Source organism: Pseudomonas sp. JL3 (genome assembly GCF_031570575.1).
In the GTDB taxonomy this organism is placed as follows: domain Bacteria; phylum Pseudomonadota; class Gammaproteobacteria; order Pseudomonadales; family Pseudomonadaceae; genus Aquipseudomonas; species Aquipseudomonas cucumis.
The window spans coordinates 132,914-155,415 of the sequence record NZ_JAKWJK010000003.1 but is presented as its reverse complement, the minus strand read 5'-3'; the positions used below and the strand labels follow the sequence as shown (position 1 = coordinate 155,415).

Annotated in this window: 23 protein-coding genes and 1 pseudogene; 12 read left to right on the top strand and 12 right to left on the bottom strand. The window is 53.6% G+C overall.

The window, feature by feature from the left end; translation table 11 throughout:
- Positions 1-36 precede the first annotated feature (36 nt).
- On the top strand, positions 37-1,428 hold the full coding sequence (locus tag MMG91_RS07025) for a hypothetical protein (protein WP_310659191.1): 1,392 nt from the start codon (positions 37-39) through the stop codon (positions 1,426-1,428).
- A gap of 46 nt (positions 1,429-1,474) precedes the next feature.
- Here the strand turns inward: MMG91_RS07025 and MMG91_RS07020 are convergent, their stop codons facing one another.
- Entirely contained in the window at positions 1,475-1,936 is a 462-nt protein-coding gene (locus tag MMG91_RS07020) for a hypothetical protein (RefSeq protein ID WP_310659190.1), read from the bottom strand.
- A gap of 1,152 nt (positions 1,937-3,088) precedes the next feature.
- On the opposite strand from MMG91_RS07020, the gene MMG91_RS07015 reads away from it, so the two are divergent.
- A complete protein-coding gene (locus MMG91_RS07015) occupies positions 3,089-3,418 on the top strand; it encodes a hypothetical protein (protein ID WP_310659189.1) in 330 nt (109 codons plus the stop codon).
- 80 nt (positions 3,419-3,498) lie between these two features.
- Here MMG91_RS07015 and MMG91_RS07010 read toward each other — a convergent pair whose 3' ends face one another.
- The 8 genes and pseudogenes from MMG91_RS07010 to MMG91_RS06975 all read right to left on the bottom strand — a co-directional run bounded on the left by MMG91_RS07010 (position 3,499) and on the right by MMG91_RS06975 (position 12,449).
- Positions 3,499-4,563: an endonuclease/exonuclease/phosphatase family protein gene (locus MMG91_RS07010; protein WP_310659188.1), complete on the bottom strand. Its 1,065-nt coding sequence runs from the start codon at positions 4,561-4,563 to the stop codon at positions 3,499-3,501.
- A 27-nt stretch (positions 4,564-4,590) separates the two neighbouring features.
- Positions 4,591-5,166, bottom strand: coding sequence for a hypothetical protein (locus tag MMG91_RS07005; RefSeq protein WP_310659187.1), 576 nt, complete (start codon positions 5,164-5,166; stop codon positions 4,591-4,593).
- Positions 5,163-7,124, bottom strand: a complete 1,962-nt coding sequence (locus MMG91_RS07000; RefSeq protein ID WP_310659186.1) for a hypothetical protein — start codon at positions 7,122-7,124, stop codon at positions 5,163-5,165. The genes MMG91_RS07005 and MMG91_RS07000 overlap by 4 nt, the downstream gene beginning before the upstream one ends.
- Positions 7,125-7,131: 7 nt before the next feature.
- Positions 7,132-9,291 (bottom strand): hypothetical protein, encoded by a 2,160-nt coding sequence (locus MMG91_RS06995; RefSeq protein WP_310659185.1) that lies wholly within the window; start codon positions 9,289-9,291, stop codon positions 7,132-7,134.
- Positions 9,284-10,429 carry a tyrosine-type recombinase/integrase gene (locus MMG91_RS06990; RefSeq protein WP_181150725.1) on the bottom strand — a complete coding sequence of 382 codons (1,146 nt, stop codon included), beginning with the start codon at positions 10,427-10,429 and terminating at the stop codon, positions 9,284-9,286. Before MMG91_RS06990 ends, MMG91_RS06995 begins: the two co-directional genes overlap by 8 nt.
- Before the next feature lie 104 nt (positions 10,430-10,533).
- Positions 10,534-10,902: pseudogene (locus tag MMG91_RS06985) on the bottom strand (endonuclease); the annotation flags it as partial.
- A 4-nt stretch (positions 10,903-10,906) separates the two neighbouring features.
- Positions 10,907-11,176, bottom strand: coding sequence for a DUF1654 domain-containing protein (locus MMG91_RS06980; protein WP_305505874.1), 270 nt, complete (start codon positions 11,174-11,176; stop codon positions 10,907-10,909).
- A gap of 184 nt (positions 11,177-11,360) precedes the next feature.
- Positions 11,361-12,449, bottom strand: a complete 1,089-nt coding sequence (locus MMG91_RS06975) for an asparaginase (protein ID WP_305449046.1) — start codon at positions 12,447-12,449, stop codon at positions 11,361-11,363.
- Between the two features lie 335 nt (positions 12,450-12,784).
- On the opposite strand from MMG91_RS06975, the gene MMG91_RS06970 reads away from it, so the two are divergent.
- The 8 genes from MMG91_RS06970 to MMG91_RS06935 all read left to right on the top strand — a co-directional run bounded on the left by MMG91_RS06970 (position 12,785) and on the right by MMG91_RS06935 (position 20,416).
- Complete coding sequence (locus MMG91_RS06970; protein WP_305449047.1) at positions 12,785-13,237, top strand: hypothetical protein; 453 nt, start codon at positions 12,785-12,787, stop codon at positions 13,235-13,237.
- Positions 13,238-13,415: 178 nt separating this feature from the next.
- Positions 13,416-14,372 carry a sugar ABC transporter substrate-binding protein gene (locus MMG91_RS06965; protein ID WP_123356334.1) on the top strand — a complete coding sequence of 319 codons (957 nt, stop codon included), beginning with the start codon at positions 13,416-13,418 and terminating at the stop codon, positions 14,370-14,372.
- Between the two features lie 56 nt (positions 14,373-14,428).
- Positions 14,429-15,982 (top strand): sugar ABC transporter ATP-binding protein, encoded by a 1,554-nt coding sequence (locus MMG91_RS06960; protein ID WP_310659184.1) that lies wholly within the window; start codon positions 14,429-14,431, stop codon positions 15,980-15,982.
- On the top strand, positions 15,979-16,956 hold the full coding sequence (locus MMG91_RS06955) for an ABC transporter permease (protein ID WP_305449049.1): 978 nt from the start codon (positions 15,979-15,981) through the stop codon (positions 16,954-16,956). Before MMG91_RS06960 ends, MMG91_RS06955 begins: the two co-directional genes overlap by 4 nt.
- A 3-nt stretch (positions 16,957-16,959) precedes the next feature.
- Positions 16,960-17,979 (top strand): LacI family DNA-binding transcriptional regulator, encoded by a 1,020-nt coding sequence (locus tag MMG91_RS06950; protein WP_305449050.1) that lies wholly within the window; start codon positions 16,960-16,962, stop codon positions 17,977-17,979.
- Positions 17,980-18,035: 56 nt separating this feature from the next.
- The gene (rbsK, locus tag MMG91_RS06945) at positions 18,036-18,953 is read left to right on the top strand and encodes a ribokinase (protein WP_310659183.1); all 918 of its coding nucleotides are present in this window, start codon (positions 18,036-18,038) and stop codon (positions 18,951-18,953) included.
- Positions 18,950-19,354: a D-ribose pyranase gene (gene rbsD / locus MMG91_RS06940; RefSeq protein ID WP_305449052.1), complete on the top strand. Its 405-nt coding sequence runs from the start codon at positions 18,950-18,952 to the stop codon at positions 19,352-19,354. The genes rbsK and rbsD overlap by 4 nt, the downstream gene beginning before the upstream one ends.
- A gap of 33 nt (positions 19,355-19,387) precedes the next feature.
- Positions 19,388-20,416: a nucleoside hydrolase gene (locus MMG91_RS06935; RefSeq protein WP_305449053.1), complete on the top strand. Its 1,029-nt coding sequence runs from the start codon at positions 19,388-19,390 to the stop codon at positions 20,414-20,416.
- 37 nt (positions 20,417-20,453) lie between these two features.
- Here MMG91_RS06935 and MMG91_RS06930 read toward each other — a convergent pair whose 3' ends face one another.
- Positions 20,454-20,660 carry a hypothetical protein gene (locus MMG91_RS06930; RefSeq protein WP_305449054.1) on the bottom strand — a complete coding sequence of 69 codons (207 nt, stop codon included), beginning with the start codon at positions 20,658-20,660 and terminating at the stop codon, positions 20,454-20,456.
- Positions 20,661-20,791: 131 nt separating this feature from the next.
- Between MMG91_RS06930 and MMG91_RS06925 the strand changes: the two genes are divergently transcribed.
- Positions 20,792-21,097: a hypothetical protein gene (locus tag MMG91_RS06925; protein ID WP_310659182.1), complete on the top strand. Its 306-nt coding sequence runs from the start codon at positions 20,792-20,794 to the stop codon at positions 21,095-21,097.
- A 163-nt stretch (positions 21,098-21,260) separates the two neighbouring features.
- Positions 21,261-21,578 carry an I78 family peptidase inhibitor gene (locus MMG91_RS06920; RefSeq protein ID WP_038980107.1) on the top strand — a complete coding sequence of 106 codons (318 nt, stop codon included), beginning with the start codon at positions 21,261-21,263 and terminating at the stop codon, positions 21,576-21,578.
- Between the two features lie 72 nt (positions 21,579-21,650).
- Here the strand turns inward: MMG91_RS06920 and MMG91_RS06915 are convergent, their stop codons facing one another.
- On the bottom strand, positions 21,651-21,863 hold the full coding sequence (locus tag MMG91_RS06915) for a cold-shock protein (RefSeq protein WP_003179963.1): 213 nt from the start codon (positions 21,861-21,863) through the stop codon (positions 21,651-21,653).
- Between the two features lie 290 nt (positions 21,864-22,153).
- Positions 22,154-22,456 carry a hypothetical protein gene (locus MMG91_RS06910; protein WP_038980108.1) on the bottom strand — a complete coding sequence of 101 codons (303 nt, stop codon included), beginning with the start codon at positions 22,454-22,456 and terminating at the stop codon, positions 22,154-22,156.
- Positions 22,457-22,502: the final 46 nt, after the last annotated feature.

Below are 22,502 nucleotides of genomic sequence, written 5' to 3'. Positions count from 1 at the left end.
AATGGTCTATACAGCACTGGAAGCCCTTACTCTCGGATGACCTTATTGAAAACACTTCCTGTTTCGATGTTTGAGCTGCTTGCCTTGGCGTTGCCTTGGGGGCTTAGCTTCGTCGACCACTACCCCTATCAAGAACAAGCAGCTGAGGAAGGATGGATTTCCGACGATGGCGCCACCTGGGGGGTTGTCTGCTACAGCCCCGAAGCAAACACTTATTCTAGCTTGGTAGTCAGGCGCAGAATTGATCTCGTTTGGACGGTCATATATGGCGAAGGCGGTTTTACGCTATTCGAGGACGCTAAAGCTCAAATTACGAGTCGATTGGAAGAGGGAAGGGCTCTTGAACCGTTGCCTCCAAGCACGCCAAGGCGACAACATCTTTTCGCAGGTGCTTCAGAAGATGCTGGCTCACTCTTCAGGTTGCTAAGACGAAAATCAAAAGCTCAGACAGCTTGGGTGTTAGGCCATCTCTACCTTTCGATGCCTAAGCCCGATCAGAACTTCGTAACCGATTTTCGCTCGAGCAATTTCCACACGAGGCTATGGGAGCTTTTACTTCTGGCTTCCTTTCGCGAGCAGGGATGTTTTGTTAGTCAGGATCATCCCTCTCCGGATTTTCATATACGGCGCCGAAGCGGTGATGGAGCCTGGATCGAAGCTGTTACCGCCAACCCACCGGATGCGGATAGGTATGATCATGTTGATAGCCCGCTGGCACCTATTCCAAACGATCCTAGAGATCGGTGCATGGGAGGGGCGGCAGTCCGCTTCCATAAAACCTTAAGAAGCAAGATCGATCGGCGATATGACCAGTATTCGCATGTTCAAGGTCAGCCTTTTGCGATAGCCCTGGCGGACTTCCATGCGCCGGGATCGATGATGTGGAGTCGAGAAGCGCTGATCACCTATCTGTACGGCGAATACGCAGAGGTACAAAATCTGGATGGTGTGCAAGCCGCAGTAAGCGTTGCCGTACAAACGCTTTCGGATGATGAAGGCACTCCTGCGGGCCTATTTCGTTCCGGTGAAAATGACGGCCTCTCTGCAATTATCTTTAGCAACGGATGTACCATCGCCAAGTTCGGGCGAGTCATGCAGACGATGAGTGGCCTAGACTACGGTTACACGCGCACCCGCGTCGGCATGATCTTCGACCGGACACCCGGCGTGTTAGAGGGCATTCCATTCTGTCTTGACGTCAGCAGTCGAGAGTACCAGGAGCTTTGGCCACAACATTACGAGCCTTGGTCGGCTGAGCTCGAAGTCTTTCACAATCCCTTCGCTGCATATCCCTTCCCCAGGAACGTTTTACCGGAAGCGCAGCATTGGTTTGAAAGGGACGGGTCAATTGTCTGTGAAGCTTTTTACGAGACGTCAGTTCTTTGGTCGGAAACTCATGTGACGAACAAAAGGAAAGCCGGCGGCTGACGAACGAGCCGGTTTGACCGCCAGCTTGGATCAAACTGCTTGTCTGCTAGTTTTTAAAAAACCCAAAAAAGGAACGATGGTACTTGTCGGCCTTGCGCAGGTATCGGGCAGCCAAGTGCATTCCTGTTCCTATAGCTTTCACCTTTTGAAGCGTCCCCTGCCGGTCGTGGACGAAGTGAAATTGGTCGTCCAGCTTTGAACGTTCGACCAGAAGCTGTTGGCGGTGCTTGTCATCTAAATTGGGGTCAGAGAGCTCATCGTCGATTACTTGTTGGTAACCACGGTACTCTCGCTCCATTGCAGCAGCTCTCCAAGCTGATGTCACGGGCATAACTAGGCAGAGTAAAGCCGTCCCATCGAAGGCGGCGGCCACAGTGGTTGTGCTGAGCAAGCCATCGCGCCAGAGAGCTCCCATTATTAGGAAAGGAATGCCGACGACCAACGCTAGAAAAACTGGTTGGGTGGGGTAGGCCAGCAGTGGGTGAGGGCGATACCGCAGTTTTCTCATAGAGCCTCCAGGGCTTTGATAGGTGATGAGATATTGGCAGTTGTGACAATGCTTGTCTTGCCAAGTGGGTGCTCAAAAATTCAGAGTCAGGAGCGTATGCATTGAGGGCATCTTTACTTTTGATGATCCTGTACTTCTGAAACCATCGGGGTTTACCCTGCTCGCCCACTCAGGCCGCGCGATAGGTAAACATCCTCAAACTTGCGAGGGGCGAACATGACGATTCCGACACCATGGGGTGTGATTTTTAAGGCGGGAGCATGGTGCTGGCGACGCGTCACCAGGGCGCTACTCTATAAAACCTATTCCGAGGCCCATCAAAGGTGGACGAAACGTAACGGCTTCGGCGCTCGATGGGAAAAACTAGGAAAACACATCGAGTATTCTCTCTATCTGACAAAGCCGACTGACGCTGAACCTCGGGTTTCCAAAGTCGCGTTCCGTGCAGTCGATGCTACGGTAGTGAGATTCGATTGCGTATTTGAGGCCGAGGGCGCAGGTCTTCGATATCAAGATGCGATAACCGTGCATGACCTAGATCGCTCGCCGGTCGTTTTCAACCTCACGCGCGTACCTTCGCAAGATTTCCTATCGCACCTCAAAGGTGATATCCGGTTTTCCGTGGAGAGCTACCGATTTCGTAAATGCTCGGTAGCAATGGAAGGCGGACAGGTGCCGGAGTTTGATTCACTCACCTCACATCTCAGTCACAACTGGTTGGTAAGTGACACGTGGAATCGCCGGTGGGGGACGTTCTGGAACTGCAATTCGATCACTTACGCGAAGCGAGAAATTGAGATTTATTGGAAATGGGGTTTTGCCACTCGAGGCGGATCTGTTTACACGCCGCTACCCAGCAGATGGAATTCGAAGCCGCCGTTTTGGTTTTTTTGGCGCAGAGCGGTGGTTTGGGTGATGTCCAGACCATGGATCCTAACAATTCAGTTCTGGGCTGCCATATGGTCGCGACAGTTCGTATTAGATGAGAATGACCGATTGCGGCGCCGGCAGTTATGAACCTAGCGGTTTCCAGTATCGCGCTGGAGGTCAGCAGGCGCGTCGAGGATCTACTCAAAGGCAGTTTGATGGCCCGCATTTGTGGCGAAATCTGCCAAAATTTATTTCTTTCAATTGGTTATACGACGGGGTCGCATGCGAATTTTTGGTGTCACGTTGGGGGCGATTTTAATTGCAATGGCAGCCTTACCTGCACAAGCGAAAGGCCTCGGTAAGAATGAACTCGAAATTTGCAAATGGGGCGCAGGTGTCGCAGGCACTGCCCAGCAGTCCAAGCTTTCTGGTACCACTCTATACAGTGCTCGAAACAACCTGAAGAAAAGGAGGTATTCGAAGCCATGGATGCCGAAGATGGCGCTAGGTATCACCGAGCAAACCTACAAAAGTAAGTCGAAGCTCCAACCTTCGGTGGTTAAGAAAACGTATTACGATGGCTGTATCAAGCATGAGTTGGCCAGGAAGTAGAATCAGCGAAAACGCATTCTTGCTGGACACACCTGGCGCTCACTAAATGCGCAGCATCATTAGATACTGCGTCGTTGATATCAGGCTTTCTTGCAGTTGCCAGCGAGGCGGTAATGCTGATTCAAAGCATCAGATTCGCTATCAAAAGCTACCCGATTTTTTTCTGATACAGCATCGTATGAAGGGCAATCAGGACGGTGGTAAACCAATGTCTTACGGTTGCCAATGATGGCGACTTTGGTCGCGGTTTTTTCCTGCTGAACCTTATTCTGCGTAGCTTTAGTGGTTGTCCGATTGGGGGTGTTTGCCGCTATGCCTTTGCTACCGCCTCCAAGGTCTGCATTCAGAAAAATCGGTGCGTGGTCAGATACGCTACTGCGTCCCTCGGCATGGGACAGACCTAGGTATTTTGGGTAGTTGAACACCTGAACGGTGTTGACCTTGATCGTAGAGTCCTTGCTGACAAAAATATTGTCGTAGAGGTTGGCGAATTTCCCATCTGTGGTAGATAGCGTACTGGCACCATTCAACACCAGCGGTTTTGCGCTTGAGTCGAGATTGTCCCAGGCAGGGGAGGTTGGCGGCGTGTTGAAGTCACCCATCAACATGATCTGGTTGTTACCTGGATACGTCTCCTTCAGCCAAGTCCAATAGTTCGAAAGCGCAACAATCTCTGAGGCCCTGTCCGCCTGGCTTTTGCCGTAGAGGATATGAACCGTGGCTACTACGAAATAGGAATTGTCTGTCAGGGATTTGAAGCGTGCTGAGTAAGGTTCGCGCTCAAACGTATCCTTACGATCCAGATAGGTAACCGCGCCGTCCTCATAGGCTACGGCGTCATCTTTCCAGATGAATCCGTACATTTCTTTGTATGAAGATCTGCCGACAGCATGGGAGGCCATGGAGCTCCATTTATGACCAGTCTGCTGGGTAAGCTCTTTGGCCAAAGCGCCCAGTGCTTCTTCATTCATGAGTTCTTGGACGGCTAGGAAGTCGACGTTCTTGGCTACCTTCGCAATCGCCTGAAAGTCCTTGGTGGGGCGCTCGCTTAGGTGTTCTATGTTCCAGGTTCCGATGCGGGTGGCCGCATATCCGTTCGTGCATGAGAGAAGAAACAGAAAAACATAAGGGAAAATCTTAAACATTAGAAAACTCTGTACAAGGAATACGGGTTATTTTGCTTTAATGCTATTGAGTGATTTCATCATCTGGCGAAGCTGTTTGTTTAGTTCACCGTTACGAAATTGGAGCTCGGCGTTTTCAGCTTTGAGGTGATCGATCGTTGCTATCAGGCTTCGATGGCTATCAACCATTTGATTTTCGATTGCCACAGTGAGCGCTTCAGAAAGCCGAAGGTTGGTCAGGCGCTCAATTTCAGCCGTCTGCATACGAAATTCATCGTGTATTTCAGCTTTTGTACGCTTTTTACCAAATGTGTATTTGGTCGCAGCAATACTTTGATAAAGCTCTTCGAGCTCCATGTTCTTCTGAACAATCAACTCGTGAATTTCGGGCTGTCGGCGTTTGTTCAGCAGGCTATCGTGAACACCACTATCCTTCGCGATGGTGCGAGCCACAATCTTACGATCTTTGATGCCGACGCTTTGTTGGGTCTCGATCAACGCTTTGATCCGGTCGAACGCTTTGCAGACGGCGTGGTAAAGACTTCGTTTATTCTCCGATGTCACCCATTCTGGCTCCTCGTGAGCCTTGGCTGCGTTTGAATACTGATCAATGCTAAATCTCATGCCGACACCTTTTCAACCAATCGACGCTCGATTTTTTTGACGACCTCGGTACTCATATCCCTTAGCACTTTGAGGGAATGAGTGTCGGCAATGGATTGGTGCGCTATAGCCGTTCGCTCAAGCTCCAGCTTCTGCAATTGGTTGTTCATGCTGTGCGGGCATCCTGCGCAGACTTCTGGGGCGCTGCGCTGGTCGACATTGGGAGTACCAGTTTTTGGGTCGTGGCATTTAGCAATGTGCTGCTCATTTCCTCGCAATGCGCAGAAGCCCCACTCAAAAGCGGTAAACCTTACAAACTCATTTGCTAACGCCTGTACGCGACCATCGAATTCAGGCCCGGTGAGTACCGAGATTTCAGCCATCTCTTTATCAATTCGCTTGGCGGCAGGCCCGTAGAAACGATCATCCAGACTTCCGTGAGCAATTCGTTCCATTACCTCTTTGGCGTAATCGCGCTCCATACTGATACGAACCGACTCGCTCAGCTTTTCACGGGTGTAGCGTCGCGTGTGGAATGAACCGTATGAGTGACGGAAATGCTCCCGAATCTTTTCCATGACATTGCCGTCAAACCTACGCAAGGCAAATTCTGCAAAGGTATGACGGGCTTGATGAGGCGAGACTTCGTTGTGAATTTCACCAGCTTCGGGATATTTATCTACGACTTTAATCTGGTAAAAATCCTTGAACCACCTTCTGAGTGCCATGGTGCTGTAACCGGCATCCGCCAACCACTCTTCTAAGCTGATTTTCCCCCAACCACGCGCTACCTCAAATGCACCGTTTCTGTAACCACTGTGCATTAGAGGAAGATTGACTTCGTCGATATCTACCGCTGAGATGCCTTTCATGAGCGTAGCGGCTTCGGCTGCAAGGCCGTGCAACGATCGCGGATGGGAGAATCCTGACTCCGTTTTATTATTGTCAGACTTGAACCACCAAGAACCGTCAGGCTCTTGAGAATAATCATTAATCTTCATGCCTTGGATTTCAACAATGCGAAATCCGCTTAGCAAGGTAATTATTGTGAGTGACGCTTTTGAGAGATCGTTGCAAAAATCTCCAAGCTCTCCAATGCTATTCCAAGGCAAGCGTCCGAATTTTGCTACCGTGGCGGCATCGATCGCGATCCCCATTTCAATTGCAGATTGTGCCCAGTCTCTTTCAAAACGAGATAGCACGTAATTTGGTGATTGCATTCTTCGATAAAAGGCTAACCTGTCCTTTTCACCGAACCAATTTGCCAGGTTAGATTTTAGTTTGCGCCATTGATCAAAGAAGACGACGGCGATTTTGGCTTCGTCTGATTCTATAAGTGTTATGGCCTCTGCAAGCATCAGCGAAGCACAAGTTAGAGGTATAGAGCCATAACTCCCGCCCTCTTTCCATACCGAATATTCGACTTCCAGTTCTTTGAGTAGCGGCTCCATTGTGCTTTTTTTAAAAGGCTCGGTCATTCGGTGTATGACGCCGTCAACCAGCTTTCCTGAGTGCAAAAAGTTGTTTGTTTTATCGAGAATTCTACACACCATAGTCATGGTAGAGGTACCTAGAATCTCGCCGCCGCCCTCGTTATTCTCCTTTTTGATCATGAAAAAACGGAGCATCATCTGAATTTCCAGTCTGGAAAGAGACTGAAGCGTTCTGTCTGGAAAATGCATCTCCCAATATTCACAAAGCTCTCGCAGATATGCGAGCTCTTGGCGTGCACTAGAAAGACTACTTACAACAATGCGGCCTTTGTCATCAGCGTAACCTCGGGAAATATCTCCCTGTAAAAAATACATTTGTGCATACAGCCGCTTCGCCATGGAGCAATTCCAAGCGAAACTAATGGTGTAAAATTTACCCGTCAATGGATCCTGGATTTGAAATAATTCATCTCCGTATTGATTACATATGGCAGGGTTCACCGGTGCCAAGGTGAATAGGGCAGAAGGATTTACATCGTTAAGCATGGTTTATTCACCTGATAATCGGCGCGGGGAAGGTATTGTTTTTAAGCATATTCTTTCCCTGCAAAATGGTTTTGCTGTCAAATTTTTCAAGCACTCCGTCTATGAAAGCAGCTTGCATGGCGATAGAAATCGCCTTTAATTCATCCTCAATAGAAATGCGTTCTAGCTGACGGATACATTCGTCTCGGTAGCTAAAAAGCAAGGCAGCCGTAACGGAGTTTGTAATGATGAACTTTTTGCTGCCTTTTTCTATCTGACCAAATGGAGAAATGGTGTAGCCAGCTTTCTGAGCAGATTGGAGTAAGTCGTCAAACTCTTCCAGCTCGCCAGCGTCGCTTCTTACTTCGGCCCACCCGAGCATTACTTTGAGATCCGCCACGCTGATCAGATTTTCCTCGCGAATGGCAGTTTGAACTTTGCGGGCATCATCCACCATTAACTGGCCGACATTTGTTGCGAACAAAGCCCTTTTGTCTAAGCGATATTTGGTTTCGCTGGCATGAATGTATACGACCTCTTTCACTCCTGGTGAATGTGCTGTCGCATCAGCACCAACGACATCTTGGGAGTATTTCTCAAACGCCTCGTTACCAGGGTTACCACCATCAGTGTCCAAAATGGCGCGGGACTGGGCGATAGCGGTAATGCTGATCGTCTGGCGTTTAACTGGGGTCGGATTTGCGCCGGTAATTCCTATCGCGGCGTTTTCACGTCGTCTTTGTTTATTGTTCCAAATCGGGCGATTGTTCATGGCAACACGGCGCGTAATATCCGCGAAAATTTCTACTTCGCGATCAGCCTCGTACTGGGCCTGGTATTGTGCTGTTTGCTGAAAAGCGGCCATCACTAATGGGCGGTATACGACGCTATCTACGCTTTGCAGATTTCCCGTGGTAGGTAGGTCAAATAGGATGTCGCCAGTATTCGGGAATAGCTTCAAGAAGCTCTTCTTCAGTTCCTCAAATTCAGCGTATGCTTGATACTGCATCGACTTTCTTGAATGCATAGGAACTTCGCGGATTGATTGTTCGCTGCGTCCCTTAACATATATCGGCGACGCAACACTAGGTGTGATTCTCAGATCCCCGAGCCGCATATCCATTACGCCGCTCAATTGAACCCTGTCCGTGGCGAGTAGCCATGCAAATGCGACCTCCTCGCTAGGAGTGTGCTTAATCAAGTATAGGTAATCTATGTTGTGAAAATACAGCTTTGAGTCGCTGTTTTCAGGAAAGATGTCTAACGCGCCCGAATCACGCACGCCTAATCTGATTAACCTATTCGCTTCCTCAATAGTCAATGGCGGATTTTTTTCGATTTGAGCGTAGCTAAATTCAACGCGATTATGGAGGAGCCTTTCTTTCAATTGCAAATTGTCGCTTTTGAGAATTGCAGCAACTAACGCTTTGTACAAAGTGCTGCGGTTGGTCTTGCTTGTGCTGTATTTGAGCTTGTCAAAATCACCGTCGCACTCGTTGAGGATTTTAGCCAACTGACGCATCACATCTTCGTTGCGGAGTAGCTCAAGGCGTTGCTCATTCATTAGCCTTAAGAACTGGCAGCAGAAATGAATTGTCGACCGAACAATCTTCAGTTCGTCTTTCTCGGGTTGATTTGTAATCTGCCCTAAACTTTTGGTTGCTTGACCTGCTCTGTTGGAGACAGATGGGATGAATGCTATAGCTTCCCGCACGATTGCGGCTGTCTCACCCTGACTCGGATCGCCGTATGCGTCCTCTAAGAAACAATCAAATGCAGTCCGATAGCCCGACATGTAAGCGCAGATAGAATTTAGACCAAGGTTCTTTTCAGTACGCAGGTGGCGGACGAAATCTTGCATAAATGCCGGAGGTAATGTTTGCGCGTCCGAATACTCGGTAATTGCCCAGTTCGCAAGAATGTTGAACCTTAAAACCCTAGCATAAGCGTCGTGGAGCGAATTCTTTTTGAACGCGCCGCTGTTAAAATGCTGGAGCAGACAGCGAAAGATTGGACAGCTCTTGAATTGTTCTGGTATCTCGACGCGACGGTTCTCCACTTCGCGACCCATACCACTCTGCAATGCAACGATGGCAAAAGTATCTGATGGACTAAAGTTTGATATTGGGTTAGGGGCAAGCGAGGCCAAGGTTTGGGTGTTGTCCATGGCATCTATGTTGTCAGTCATCAGGTTCATCGTTTAACGCACGCCTTATTTTTTCGCGACGATGAAGTTTACCATCGAAGACTACATATTCTTGAGTTGTTTCCTCATCTTCATGTCCCATTTGTTCTGGAACGTATTGCCATGGGTCGTAACCATGTTTGTAGCAGAAGTCAACCAAGTTAGTGGCATAAGTGTGCCTTAGCGCGTGAAAGGTCAACTTTAGAAAAGAGGGCTTTGTTACGAAGTGCAAGTGCGGATCTGCAGTGTGGAGCGCAGATAACACTTCTTCGATCTTTGCGCTAGCTGAAACTTTAGCGGATCTAAAAACATAGGTGGCGTGCTCGCCAGACAATGCTGATCCGTCTGCCTTACATATTAGCGGGCCATCAGCAATAGACTTTCTTCGGTTTTCTAAAAAAGCCTTAATTTTCTTGAAGGCTTTGGGATGAATGTCGACGTTTCTTAGCTTTTCTCCCTTTCCAATGATCGACACTGTTATCGTCTTGTCGCCTGTCTTTTCAGCGTTAGCAATCCGTTCTTTCAAATCAGCTGTTTTTAGATTTCGTGCGTCGGTGACTTCGCTGGAGCGGAGCCCGCACAAATACCCTATATGGAGGGCTAACTCGTCACGCTCTTTTTCAAACGGAGATTGAGCGACAACATTGCTTAACAAATTCTCAAATATGTCTTTTTCAACATACTTGTTATAGAGATCAAAGTTTACTTTTTTCTTCCCGTCGCCTTGCGCTTTCAGTTCATTAGAGACGTAGGTGTATGTAAAGGCTGCAGGCGTGTCGAGCATGCCGATTTGCCAAGCATGCTCGTAGAACATTTTGATTGTGGATTTGTGGCGTGCGATCGTTTCATCGGAGCATGACCTGGCTTTCAGCAAGTGACCGTAGAGGTAGCCTGACATGTCCCTGTCTACGAGCCGCCTCCAGTCCTGTCCATGCTCGCTCAGGGCTTGAAAGAAGCTCAGCAGGTCATATGCGGCAGAGCGGATCGTGTGTCTCAGACGCCCGATCTGGGCAAGGTGTATCAGGTAGAGGGTTGGTGCTGGAACAATGCTGTGTTCAGTGAGAGGCCCATCCTCGAGAACGACGTAAGTATTGACAGCTCCCCCTGACCAGCCGATGCCCTCTACGTAACGAATCTTCAAGCGTCGTACCCCGGGTTTCCGAAGCACTGTTGCTTCTTAACTCTAGGCTAATCAGGAGCTTAGATAGTGTCAACGTTTCTTGGAAAGCGGTTCTCTACCGGATAAACCTCGCCGATGCTTGGAACCAGATTGTGCAGATCAGCCTCGGCTTTTTGGTAGATTGGGTCGTACCGCGTGCAGTTCTTGCGACCACCTTGTTGCCAGCACTCGCGCTGATGGCCGATCTGCCAGGCCGGGACAATGTGTTCCCACTCGATGCGCGAGGCGCGTTTGGCATTTTTACGCGGCACATAACCGCAGGCAGCGAGGTCGATACGGTTGCCAGTGTATTTGCAGCCGCAATAAAACTCGGTGGATTGCGGTGCGTACAACTTCCACGCGACTTTCTTGGCTTCGTTGAAGGTGCGTGGGGCGCCAGCCTGGGCGCCGAGGGTGATGAACAGAAGCAGTAAAGCAAACCAGCGGACACTCATTGACTCAGTCTTCCTTCGGCACAACCCAGAAAATCTGCACACCACCATCGTCGCGATGGGCGAGGGTGACGTTATCGTTCTCGTCGATTTCTTCGAGCAAGCGTTCCCACTCATCCACGGGTTCATCCGGAAGACGAAAGATCAGTGCTGCTTTGGCTTTTTGGGCAGAGGGGGAATTGATGATTTTCTGAACGCGCATACCCAGGCGTTCGTAGGTATCAGGAGAGACGGGGGTAATGGCCACGGAATTATCCTTATTAAGCTGTACGGGCATACAGTATTTAACTGTAAGCAATTTCGCAACTGCTTAAAATTCAAGAAAATCCTCTGACAGTAGTTTTTTCCGTTTGGTGTAGGACGGTGGGAAATTTTTTATCGGAAAGGTCGTGAACCACTCACCAAGGCTGGTGAGTGGTGACAGCGGGTACCCGACCCGGAGCGGGTCGGGCGAGGGCGGATCAGTATTCCCAGAACATCCGTTGCAGCTCTTTGCTGTCGTTGGTCTTGGTCAGTGCGACCATGGCCAGGATGCGGGCTTTTTGCGGGTTCAGGTCATGCGCCACAACCCAGTCGTACTTGTCATCAGGCTGTTCGGCGTTACGCAGTACGAAACCGCCGGCGTTGACGTGGGAAGAACGAATGATGTGTACGCCATCCTTGCGCAGGGCTTGCAGGGCGGGAACTACGCGGGACGAGACCGAGCCATTGCCGGTACCGGCGTGGATGATTGCTTTGGCGCCCGATTGAGCCAGGGCTTTGTAGGCGGTGTCGCTGACGTTGCCATAGGAATAGGCAATTTCGACGTCAGGCAGGCTCTTGATGGTTTTGATGTCGAATTCCGAATCCATGGTGTGTCGCTTGGCCGGCAGGCGGAACCAGTAGGATTTGCCTTCGACCACCATGCCCAGTGGGCCCCAGGCACTTTTGAATGCCTCGGTCTTGATGTTGATCATTTTGCTGACATCGCGACCCGACTGGATTTCATCGTTCATGGTCACGAGCACGCCTTTGCCTCGCGCGTCTTTGCTGCTGGCCACGGCGACGGCGTTGTACAGGTTCAGCATGCCGTCGGCCGACATGGCGGTGCCAGGGCGCATGGAGCCGACGACGATGATCGGCTTGTCGGTTTTTTCCACCAGGTTGAGGAAGTATGCGGTTTCTTCCAGGGTGTCGGTGCCGTGGGTGATGACGATACCATCGACGTCATTGCTGTCGGCCAGCTCAGCCACCCGACGGCCCAATTGCAGCAGGTTGTCGTTGGTGATGCTCTCGGACGCGATCTGCATGACCTGTTCGCCGCGAACGTTGGCCAATTGGCTCAGTTCCGGAACCCCAGCGATCAACTGTTCGATACCGACTTTCGCCGCTTGATAGGTGGCGCTGTTGGCGGCGCCGGCGCCCGCGCCCGCAATGGTGCCGCCGGTGGCCAGGATCACCACATTCGCCAGTTTTTGTTGGGTTTCGACTTCTTTTGCCTGAAGGGCGGAGGGAAGAAGCAGCAGCAGGGCCAAAGCGCCCGGAATAAAAGTGTTGAAGGCAGATTTCATTATTGTTTTCTCTAGTAGTGAGACGGTGCGGAATGCAGGTCATCTAGAAGCGCCCCAGGCAGATCTGAACGCCGGGGGTGTAGAAGAAGAGCAGGATCTGTACCAGCCCGAGATTGAAGATGAATATCTTCTAACTTGATGATTTTTATATTAATTATTGAACGCTCCGAAAAAATATTCGCACTTGCTCGTCCGGGTTTCCGAACATGTATGGTTTTTTTGTTCGGCTCTCCGACCTTCGTTGAGAAAGTCGCCTTGCAAAATCGGAAATCAGTGCTAAAGAAACCCCTGTGCAGGTCGATGCTCCTTTAAAGGGATCTTTTTCAGGAGTTCATATGTCGTTTACTGTCGGTTTTCCAAATGCAGGCACAATCACTATCGCGGGCAAGTCCCCGGCGACCATCAATGCCTTGAGTGAAGCGACGTCCGACGCCTCGGCCCAAGCGCTGGGCGAAGAGGAGGGGAACGACAACCAAGTCAGAACCGGTGGTGCTACGCAGACTCAGGGCGAAACCAAATCCGAAAAAAGCAGCAATCAAAGTATTGCGGTGCAGGTATTGCTCAAGCGCATGCAGGAACTGCAGCAGCAACTGCGCGAACAGCAGCAGCAACTGGCGGCCGCTCAGGCAGCGAATTATCCGACCCCGGAAGCCAAAGCCACCGCTGTCATGTCGATTCAGGGGCAAATCGCCGATACCAGCGGTGCGCTCGCGCAAGTGACAGGCAATCTGGTCAAAGAACTGGCCAAGGGCTCCAGCAGTGGCAGTCTGGTCAGCACCACCGCGTGATGTAAAAGGGTCGCTTTTGCCAACCGAGACACAGAACGGGTCGTTGACAAATCTCGACAGGGTTCGCATAGTTCGGTCTACGCAAACGTTTGCGCGGTCGCCCTTGATGGCTTGATGCCGTAAGGGCAGGGGCCAGCGCAAGCGTTGCTCAGAATAATCATAAGATCGGAGTGAACCCATGAAGCTGCCATTCGCTGGACGTCTTCTCGCTGTCGCAATGCTGGCTGCCGCATCCGCCGCTTTGCCTGTCTCTTCGGCTTTCGCCGAAACCCCTGAAAAACCTAAAGTCGCACTGGTCATGAAATCCCTGGCCAACGAATTCTTCCTGACCATGGAAGATGGCGCCAAGGCCTACCAGAAAGACCACTCCGGCGACTTCGAGCTGATCTCCAACGGCATCAAGGACGAAACGGACACGGCCGGCCAGACCCGTATCGTCGAGCAAATGATTTTGTCCAAGGTCAACGCATTGGTTATCGCTCCGGCAGATTCCAAGGCCATGGTTCCGGTGATCAAGAAAGCGGTCGATGCCGGCATTACCGTAATCAACATCGATAACCAGCTGGACCCCGCCGTGGTCAAAAGCAAAAACATCACCGTTCCATTCGTAGGCCCGGATAACCGCAAAGGCGCGCGTCTGGTGGGTGAGTATCTGGCCAAACAGCTGAAGGCCGGTGACGAAGTCGGCATTATCGAAGGCGTTTCCACTACCACCAATGCCCAGCAGCGTACGGCGGGCTTCAAGGATGCGATGGAAGCGGCGCAGATCAAAGTCGTGTCCCTGCAGTCCGGCGATTGGGAAATCGACAAGGGCGGCAAGGTTGCCTCGTCGATGCTCAGCGAATACCCGAACATCAAGGCCCTGTTGGCCGGCAACGACAGCATGGCCGTCGGCGCGGTATCTGCCGTGCGCGCGGCGGGCAAGGCCGGCAAGGTGCAGGTGGTCGGTTACGACAACATCAACGCCATCAAGCCAATGCTCAAGGATGGCCGCGTCCTGGCCACCGCCGACCAGTTTGCTGCCCGGCAAGCGGTGTTCGGCATCGAGACTGCGCTGAAAATCATCAAAGGCGAGACAGTCGATAGCGGCGTCAATGGCGTCATCGAAACTCCGGTAGAGCTGGTTACCAAGTAGTCCTTCTGGCGACACAACGGTGCTCGCCTCTTGGGGCGAGCACATGGAGAGTTTTTATGTCTGTTTGCGCCCCGAACGCTGTCCTCTCGGTCAGCGGTATCGGTAAAACCTATGCCCAACCCGTCCTCACCGGCATCGACCTGACGCTGATGCGCGGCGAAGTGCTGGCGCTGACTGGCGAGAATGGTGCCGGCAAAAGCACGCTGTCGAAAATCATTGGCGGACTGGTCACGCCGACCACCGGCCAGATGCAATTCCAGGGGCAGGATTACCGTCCTGGTAGCCGGAGCCAGGCCGAAGAGCTGGGCATCCGCATGGTTATGCAAGAACTCAATCTGTTGCCGACGTTGTCGGTGGCGGAAAACCTGTTTCTCGACAACCTGCCCAGCCACGGTGGCTGGATCAGCCGCAAGCAATTGCGCAAGGCAGCGATCGAGGCCATGGCCCAGGTCGGATTGGACGCCATTGATCCAGATACGTTGGTTGGCGAACTGGGGATCGGCCATCAGCAGATGGTGGAGATCGCCCGCAACCTGATCGGCGATTGCCACGTACTGATCCTCGATGAACCGACAGCAATGCTCACGGCTCGTGAAGTCGAAATGCTGTTTGAGCAGATCACTCGCCTACAGGCTCGTGGCGTGTCGATCATCTACATTTCCCACCGTCTCGAAGAACTGGCAAGAGTGGCTCAGCGCATTGCGGTATTGCGCGACGGCAACCTGGTCTGTGTCGAACCGATGGCCAATTACAACAGCGAGCAACTGGTCACCCTGATGGTCGGCCGTGAATTGGGCGAGCACATCGACATGGGGCCGCGCAAGATCGGCGCGCCGGCCTTGACGGTCAAAGGACTGACCCGTTCCGATAAGGTTCGTGACGTGTCCTTCCAGGTACGCGCCGGTGAAATTTACGGGATTTCCGGTTTGATCGGGGCAGGGCGCACCGAGTTACTGCGCCTGATCTTCGGTGCCGACACCGCCGACAGCGGCACCGTCGCGCTGGGGGCATCGGCTCAGGTGGTGAGTATTCGTTCGCCGGCCGATGCGGTCAGTCACGGTATCGCCCTGATCACCGAAGATCGCAAGGGCGAAGGCCTCCTGCTGACGCAATCGATCAGCGCCAACATTGCCTTGGGCAATATGCCGGTGATTTCCAGCGGTGGCTTCGTTAATAACGGTGACGAGATGTCTCTGGCCCAACGTCAGATCAACGCCATGCGCATTCGCAGTTCCAGCCCGACGCAATTGGTCTCGGAATTGTCCGGAGGCAATCAGCAGAAAGTCGTGATCGGCCGCTGGCTCGAGCGTGACTGCACGGTGATGCTGTTCGATGAGCCGACCCGTGGCATCGATGTTGGCGCCAAGTTCGATATCTACGCATTACTCGGCGAGTTGACCCGCCAAGGCAAAGCGCTGGTAGTGGTGTCCAGCGACCTGCGCGAACTGATGCTGATCTGCGATCGCATCGGTGTGCTGTCGGCAGGGCGTCTGATCGACACTTTCGAGCGTGACAGCTGGACCCAGGATGATTTGCTTGCCGCCGCTTTCGCCGGCTACCAAAAACGTGACGCGTTGCTCAACGAAGCAGCGCCTAGGGATCTTTCATGAATACTGCATCTTTGGCCGGCAAACGTAGTGGCAATTTTTATGGCCTCGGTACTTATCTGGGCCTGGCCGGTGCCTTGCTGGCAATGGTCGCGCTGTTTTCGATCCTGAGCAGCCACTTCCTGTCTTACGACACCTTCAGCACTTTGGCCAACCAGATTCCCGATTTGATGGTGCTGGCGGTCGGCATGACCTTCGTATTGATCATTGGCGGTATCGACTTGTCGGTGGGGTCGGTGCTGGCGCTCGCGGCCTCGGCGGTCAGTGTGGCGATTCTCGGTTGGGGCTGGAGTGTCTTGCCTGCGGCCTTGCTCGGCATGGCGGTAGCGGCATTGGCCGGAACTGTCACCGGCTCGATCACCGTGGCGTGGCGGATTCCCTCGTTCATCGTGTCCCTCGGCGTGCTGGAAATGGCGCGAGGCCTGGCGTATCAGATGACCGGTTCGCGCACTGCCTACATCGGTGATGCCTTCGCCTGGCTGTCCAACCCGATCGCGTTTGGCATCTCGCCGTCATTCATCATTGCCTTGCTGATTATCTTCATCGCCCAGGCCGTGCTGACGCGTACGGTGTTCGGTCGTTACCTGATCGGCATCGGTACCAACGAAGAGGCGGTGCGTCTGGCGGGGATCAATCCGAAACCCTACAAGATCCTGGTCTTCAGTCTGATGGGGCTGCTGGCCGGTATCGCTGCGTTGTTTCAGATTTCTCGCCTGGAAGCGGCGGACCCGAACGCCGGCTCTGGTCTGGAGCTGCAGGTAATCGCCGCGGTCGTGATCGGCGGCACCAGCCTGATGGGCGGGCGCGGCTCGGTCATCAGCACGTTCTTCGGTGTGCTGATCATCTCCGTACTGGCAGCCGGTCTGGCTCAGATCGGCGCGACCGAGCCAACCAAACGCATCATCACCGGTGCGGTGATCGTGGTGGCGGTGGTGCTTGATACTTATCGCAGTCAGCGCGCAAGCCGGCGGACCTGAGTCATGGCAACAATCAAGGATGTAGCGGCACTCGCGGGCATTTCCTATACCACGGTTTCCCACGTGGTGAACAAGACGCGGCCGGTCAGTGAGGAAGTACGGGTCAAGGTCGAGGCGGCGATCAAAAGTCTCGACTACGTGCCCAGTGCCGTGGCCCGGTCATTGAAAGCGAAAACCACCGCGACCATCGGCCTGCTGGTGCCCAACAGCCTCAACCCGTACTTCGCCGAGTTGGCCCGTGGCATCGAGGATTACTGCGAGCGCAACGGCTATTGCGTCATCCTCTGCAACTCTGACGACAACCCGGACAAGCAACGCAGCTACCTTCGCGTGTTGCTGGAAAAGCGCATTGACGGCTTGATCGTTGCCTCGGCCGGTGGTGACAGCGGCCTGGCCGAAGGTCTGGCGGGGGTGCGAACGCCAATGGTGATCGTCGACCGTGGGCTCGAAGGTCTCGATGCCGATCTGGTGCGCATCGATCACGAATACGGTGCCTATCTGGCGACCCGCCACCTGCTGGAGCTGGGGCATCGGGACATCGCCACGATTGGCGGGCCAGCGAGTACCAGCGTGGCGCAGATGCGTCTGGCCGGTTATTGCCGCGCCTTGAAAGAGGCGGGCGTCGAAGTGCCGCGCGAGCGCATGCTGGAAAGCGACTTCACCAGCACCGGCGGTTATAACGCCGCCGCGATCCTGTTGGAAAAGAACCCGCCCAGCGCGATCTTCGCCGGTAACGACATGATTGGCATCGGTGTGTTGCGCGCCGCTGCCGAGCGCAATATTCGTGTGCCTACCGAGCTGTCGGTGATCGGCTTCGATGATATCCAGATGAGCCGTTACGTCTACCCGGCGCTGACCACCGTGGGCCAGTCGATCCTGCAGCTTGGCGAGATGGCGGCCGAAGTGCTGTTGCGCAGGATTGCCACGCCGGCTCTGGCGACCGATCAGCGCATCGTGACGCCCAGTATTGTCCTGCGCGAATCGACTGCGCCGCTGGCTGGTGTGTTCGCCCAATTCCGCTAAACAAAAAGTACCGCTGAAACCAAAAGCACCGCAGAAACAGAATTGACGAGTGATGTATGCCAGCAAAAGTAGTGGTAATAGGCAGCCTGAACATGGACTTGGTCACCCGGGCGCCACGGCTGCCCCGTGGTGGTGAAACGCTGATCGGCCAATCGTTTGCCACGGTTTCCGGCGGCAAGGGCGCGAACCAGGCCGTGGCCGCAGCGCGGCTGGGAGCGCAGGTGTCGATGGTCGGTTGTGTCGGCAGCGACGCCTATGGCGAAGCGCTGCGCGAGGCGTTGTTGGCCGAGCAGATCGATTGCCAGGCGGTCAGTACGGTCGAAGATTCCAGCGGCGTGGCGTTGATCGTGGTCGATGACAACAGTCAGAACGCGATCGTGATTGTTGCCGGCGCCAACGGTGCGCTGACGCCCGAAGTGATCGACCGTTTCGACGCGGTGTTACAAGCGGCGGATGTCATCATCTGTCAGCTGGAAGTGCCGGATGCCACGGTTGGCCATGCTCTGAAGCGCGGTCGTGAGCTGGGTAAAACCGTGATTCTCAATCCGGCGCCGGCCAGTCGCCCGCTGCCGGCGGATTGGTATGCAGCCATCGATTACCTGATACCCAACGAAAGCGAAGCCTCGGCCTTGAGCGGTTTGCCGGTGGACTCCCTGAGCACCGCCGAAACCGCCGCCACCCGCTTGATCGCCATGGGTGCCGGCAAAGTGATCATCACCCTCGGCGCTCAGGGATCGCTATTGGCCAATGGCACACGGCTTGAGCATTTCCCGGCAGCGAAAGTGAAGGCGGTCGACACCACTGCGGCCGGCGACACGTTCGTCGGTGGTTTCGCAGCAGCTTTGGCGGCCGGCAAAAGCGAGGCTGAAGCGATCCGTTTCGGCCAGGTCGCCGCTGCGCTGTCGGTCACCCGGGCTGGCGCGCAACCTTCGATTCCCACCTTGTCCGACGTACAGGCCTTTAAAGCACCATGAAAAAGACTCCTTTGCTCAACGTCGCGCTGTCGCGGCTGATCGCCGCCCTGGGCCATGGCGACACGGTTGTGATCGGCGATGCGGGTCTGCCGGTTCCACCCGGCGTCGAATTGATAGACCTGGCCTTGACCCACGGAATTCCGGATTTCGTCAGTACCTTGAAGGTCGTGCTCAGCGAAATGCAGGTCGAAAGCCATGTGCTGGCCCATGAGATCCTGGACAAGAAACCGTCGGCCTTGAGCACGCTGGATGAACTGAATGCCGAAGGTGCACTGGGCCGGCGCGATCTGCTCAGTCATGACCAATTCAAAGCACTCAGCCGACAGGCACGGGCGATTGTTCGTACAGGCGAATGTCAGCCGTACTGCAACATCGTTTTGGTGGCTGGCGTAACGTTCTAACTTTCCATTCTTCCCATGCACAAGGAATGCGCTATGCACCGCTATGCTCAGAAACTGCACCACCTGCTCCGGAGTCTGCTGCTTTTGTCCCTGATTACCGCAACAAGCGCCCAAGCGGCGGAGAAGATCGACTTGATCATCGACACCGATCCGGGTGCCGATGACGTGGTTGCCTTGCTGTTTGCCCTGGCATCGCCGGAAGAGCTGAACATTCGTGCGCTGACCACCGTTGCTGGCAACGTACGTCTGGACAAGACCTCGCGTAATGCGCGTCTGGCCCGTGAGTGGGCAGGGCGCGAGGAGGTGCCTGTTTATGCGGGCGCGCCGAAACCCATGATGCGCACGCCGATCTATGCCGAGAACATCCATGGCAAGGAAGGTCTGTCGGGCGTCACGGTGCACGAACCGAAGAAAGGCCTGGCCGAAGGCAATGCGGTCAATTACCTGATCGATACCCTGAAATCCGCCAAGCCCCACAGCATCACCATCGCCATGCTCGGTCCACAGACCAACCTGGCACTGGCGCTGATCCAGGAACCTGAAATCGTTCAGGGCATCAAGGAAGTGGTGATAATGGGCGGTGCGCACTTCAATGGTGGCAATATCACCCCGGTGGCCGAATTCAATCTCTTCGCTGACCCGCAGGCTGCCGAAGTGGTGCTGAAAAGTGGTGTCAAGCTGACCTATCTGCCGCTGGATGTGACCCACAAGGTCCTCACGAGTGAAGCGCGTCTGCAGCAGATCGCCGCACTGGATAACAATGCCAGCAAACTGGTGGGCGATATTCTCAACGAATACGTCAAAGGCGACATGGAGCACTACGGCATTCCGGGTGGCCCGGTGCATGACGCCACAGTCATCGCTTACCTGCTCAAGCCGGAGCTGTTCACCGGACGTTCGGTCAACGTAGTGGTTGATAGCCGCGAAGGGCCGACTTTCGGCCAGACCATCGTCGACTGGTATGACGGTCTGAAAGCACCGAAAAATGCCTTCTGGGTTGAAAGTGGCGACGCTCAGGGCTTCTTTGACCTGCTGACCCAGCGTCTGGCTCGTTTGAAGTAGGCCATCGGCCCGCAGGTGCCAGCCTGCGGGTTTTACACTACTCGGTTTCTCTTGCGCCCATGTAGTCAGCGGGGTATTTCTCGAGAACCTGTTTGATGAATGTCTGTGCGGCTTGTGTTCCCAGTTCCTTGACCAGCAAATCGATACCAATGATTGCCAACTCTTCCGGGCTACCCGGGCTGTAAGAGCTGTGGCCCTGTGGCCACTTGGCTTTGATGTCGGCGTCGATACTTACGGTGGTCATGATGGCGCTCGTGAAGTCGGAAAGGCTGAGTGTCGAGTTAACCATTTTGTGGGACGTTTGGCACTCCGACTTAGGCATGAGGGGAGGGCTATGCGACACTTGATCTTTGACGATTTTTCAAGGACCGTGCTGTGCAGATCGATTTGAACACTCCTGATGGCTTGACCCACGAAGCGGTGCGTCAGCTGCTGGCTTCTGCCAGCGACGATGAACACACTCAGTTGCGGGTCACCAAGGGCGGCATCGCCTACATTTCGTCGGGTATTGTGGGTGGCACGGACATCGACGGGCTGCTGTTTCGCCTGGAGACTTGGGCCAAGGGTTCCGGTTATGTCGGATTGGTCGCAGCCAGCGACGAGGTCTGGGTCATGCAGATTTTCAATGCGCTCAAGCAGAACTGGCCGAAGCCGCCTTTCGACTACATCGACGTTTATTAAACGCCGTTCATATTCAGTCACGATTGAGTGATGAACGGCATGCCAATGCTCAGGCACACTCGACGCTGCCCGGATCGAGGGCGGGGCGAGTGCCCGCCTTGAAACCAAACGCCAAAATGGCGGTCGCACGATCTCAGCTTAACTATTGAAAAAAGGAGGCTTCATGCCTTGGAAGCTCGCGTCATTGGGTACTTTGTTGGCCGCCACCCTGCTGGCCGGTTGCAGCAGTACGTCCACCGAGTCGGCAAAGGACCCTGTGGCGACCGACACCGGCCACAGCCGTTGTGAAGCAAAGGCTGCCGAATTCACCATTGGCAAAAAGGCTTCGCCCCAATTGCTGGAGCAGGCACGTACCCGCGCAGGCGCGCAGAATGCCCGGTTCCTCAAGCCTGATGACATGGTGACCCTGGAATACCGCTCCGATCGACTGAACCTGAACACCGACAACAATCTGGTGGTCACCCGCGTCAACTGCGGCTGATTGCTTCAGGCTTTTGTTTCGCCCATAAAAAACCCCGTCACATGGACGGGGTTTTTTTAGTGCGCCAGAAAATTACTCTGGGCGGACTTGTGCAGCTTGCATACCCTTTTGGCCTTTCTCAGCCACGAAGGAAACGGTCTGGCCTTCTTTCAGGCTTTTGAAACCGTCGCTTTCGATAGCTTTGAAGTGTACGAACAGGTCGTCACCGCCACCTTGAGGAGTGATGAAGCCGAAGCCTTTTTCATCGTTGAACCATTTAACGGTGCCGGTTTGGCGATTAGACATGGTGTATCTCCAAGAAACATATATTTTCAGTAGTACTGTGCTGCTCAGGCCAACTGGGCACACCGGAGTATCATAGTCGAAATGTTCGCTTTGGGAGCCCCCCGGGTGTGCTGTTTGCCCTACAGTCGCGTTTGCTTTGTTGCTTCGTGTGGCTGAAAGCCCCGGTTTAAAAGGCTTTCAGTCGAAAGTAAAGACAATAAAAAAAGCTGAAAAACCTGCATAAATCGTACGAAAAAGCTAAATTTCATCACTTTTTATCGGCGGTGAGCCGAGTCAAAAGGACTTTTTCCTCACTTTTTCGCCGGTGCATTGGCCTTGCATTTAGCGATCTGACCCAGTGCTTTCTGTTGCAGTTCCGGGCTGGCCTTGTTATCCATCAGGGCCTGAATGTCGCCAGCCGGGTACGATTTGATCGCGTCGGCACCGCAAGCGCAGTGAGACTTCGCAGCTGCAGCGCCGATCTGCGGAGTGGCCGCCTGAGTGCACTGAGCCATGTACTTCTCGCGCTCGCCCTTTGGCCAATCGGCATGGGCAGCCAGCGGCAGCAACAGGACGACGGGTGCGACGATGGCGAATAAACGATTCAGACGCATGCTGAGATGCTCCTTTTGGGTCAATGTCTTGTTATCTGAGGGGTAA

Coding starts and splice junctions, on each gene's coding strand:
- MMG91_RS06920 (WP_038980107.1), top strand. CDS start 21,261: ATGCCTTGGAAGCTCGCGTCATTGGGTACTTTGTTGGCCGCCACCCTG.
- MMG91_RS07010 (WP_310659188.1), bottom strand. CDS start 4,563: ATGTTTAAGATTTTCCCTTATGTTTTTCTGTTTCTTCTCTCATGCACG.
- MMG91_RS07020 (WP_310659190.1), bottom strand. CDS start 1,936: ATGAGAAAACTGCGGTATCGCCCTCACCCACTGCTGGCCTACCCCACC.
- rbsD (WP_305449052.1), top strand. CDS start 18,950: ATGAAAAAGACTCCTTTGCTCAACGTCGCGCTGTCGCGGCTGATCGCC.
- MMG91_RS07005 (WP_310659187.1), bottom strand. CDS start 5,166: ATGAGATTTAGCATTGATCAGTATTCAAACGCAGCCAAGGCTCACGAG.
- rbsK (WP_310659183.1), top strand. CDS start 18,036: ATGCCAGCAAAAGTAGTGGTAATAGGCAGCCTGAACATGGACTTGGTC.
- MMG91_RS07015 (WP_310659189.1), top strand. CDS start 3,089: ATGCGAATTTTTGGTGTCACGTTGGGGGCGATTTTAATTGCAATGGCA.
- MMG91_RS06930 (WP_305449054.1), bottom strand. CDS start 20,660: ATGACCACCGTAAGTATCGACGCCGACATCAAAGCCAAGTGGCCACAG.
- MMG91_RS06995 (WP_310659185.1), bottom strand. CDS start 9,291: ATGACTGACAACATAGATGCCATGGACAACACCCAAACCTTGGCCTCG.
- MMG91_RS06975 (WP_305449046.1), bottom strand. CDS start 12,449: ATGAAATCTGCCTTCAACACTTTTATTCCGGGCGCTTTGGCCCTGCTG.
- MMG91_RS06955 (WP_305449049.1), top strand. CDS start 15,979: ATGAATACTGCATCTTTGGCCGGCAAACGTAGTGGCAATTTTTATGGC.
- MMG91_RS07000 (WP_310659186.1), bottom strand. CDS start 7,124: ATGCTTAACGATGTAAATCCTTCTGCCCTATTCACCTTGGCACCGGTG.
- MMG91_RS06980 (WP_305505874.1), bottom strand. CDS start 11,176: ATGCCCGTACAGCTTAATAAGGATAATTCCGTGGCCATTACCCCCGTC.
- MMG91_RS07025 (WP_310659191.1), top strand. CDS start 37: ATGACCTTATTGAAAACACTTCCTGTTTCGATGTTTGAGCTGCTTGCC.
- MMG91_RS06960 (WP_310659184.1), top strand. CDS start 14,429: ATGTCTGTTTGCGCCCCGAACGCTGTCCTCTCGGTCAGCGGTATCGGT.
- MMG91_RS06950 (WP_305449050.1), top strand. CDS start 16,960: ATGGCAACAATCAAGGATGTAGCGGCACTCGCGGGCATTTCCTATACC.
- MMG91_RS06915 (WP_003179963.1), bottom strand. CDS start 21,863: ATGTCTAATCGCCAAACCGGCACCGTTAAATGGTTCAACGATGAAAAA.
- MMG91_RS06965 (WP_123356334.1), top strand. CDS start 13,416: ATGAAGCTGCCATTCGCTGGACGTCTTCTCGCTGTCGCAATGCTGGCT.
- MMG91_RS06910 (WP_038980108.1), bottom strand. CDS start 22,456: ATGCGTCTGAATCGTTTATTCGCCATCGTCGCACCCGTCGTCCTGTTG.
- MMG91_RS06935 (WP_305449053.1), top strand. CDS start 19,388: ATGCACCGCTATGCTCAGAAACTGCACCACCTGCTCCGGAGTCTGCTG.
- MMG91_RS06970 (WP_305449047.1), top strand. CDS start 12,785: ATGTCGTTTACTGTCGGTTTTCCAAATGCAGGCACAATCACTATCGCG.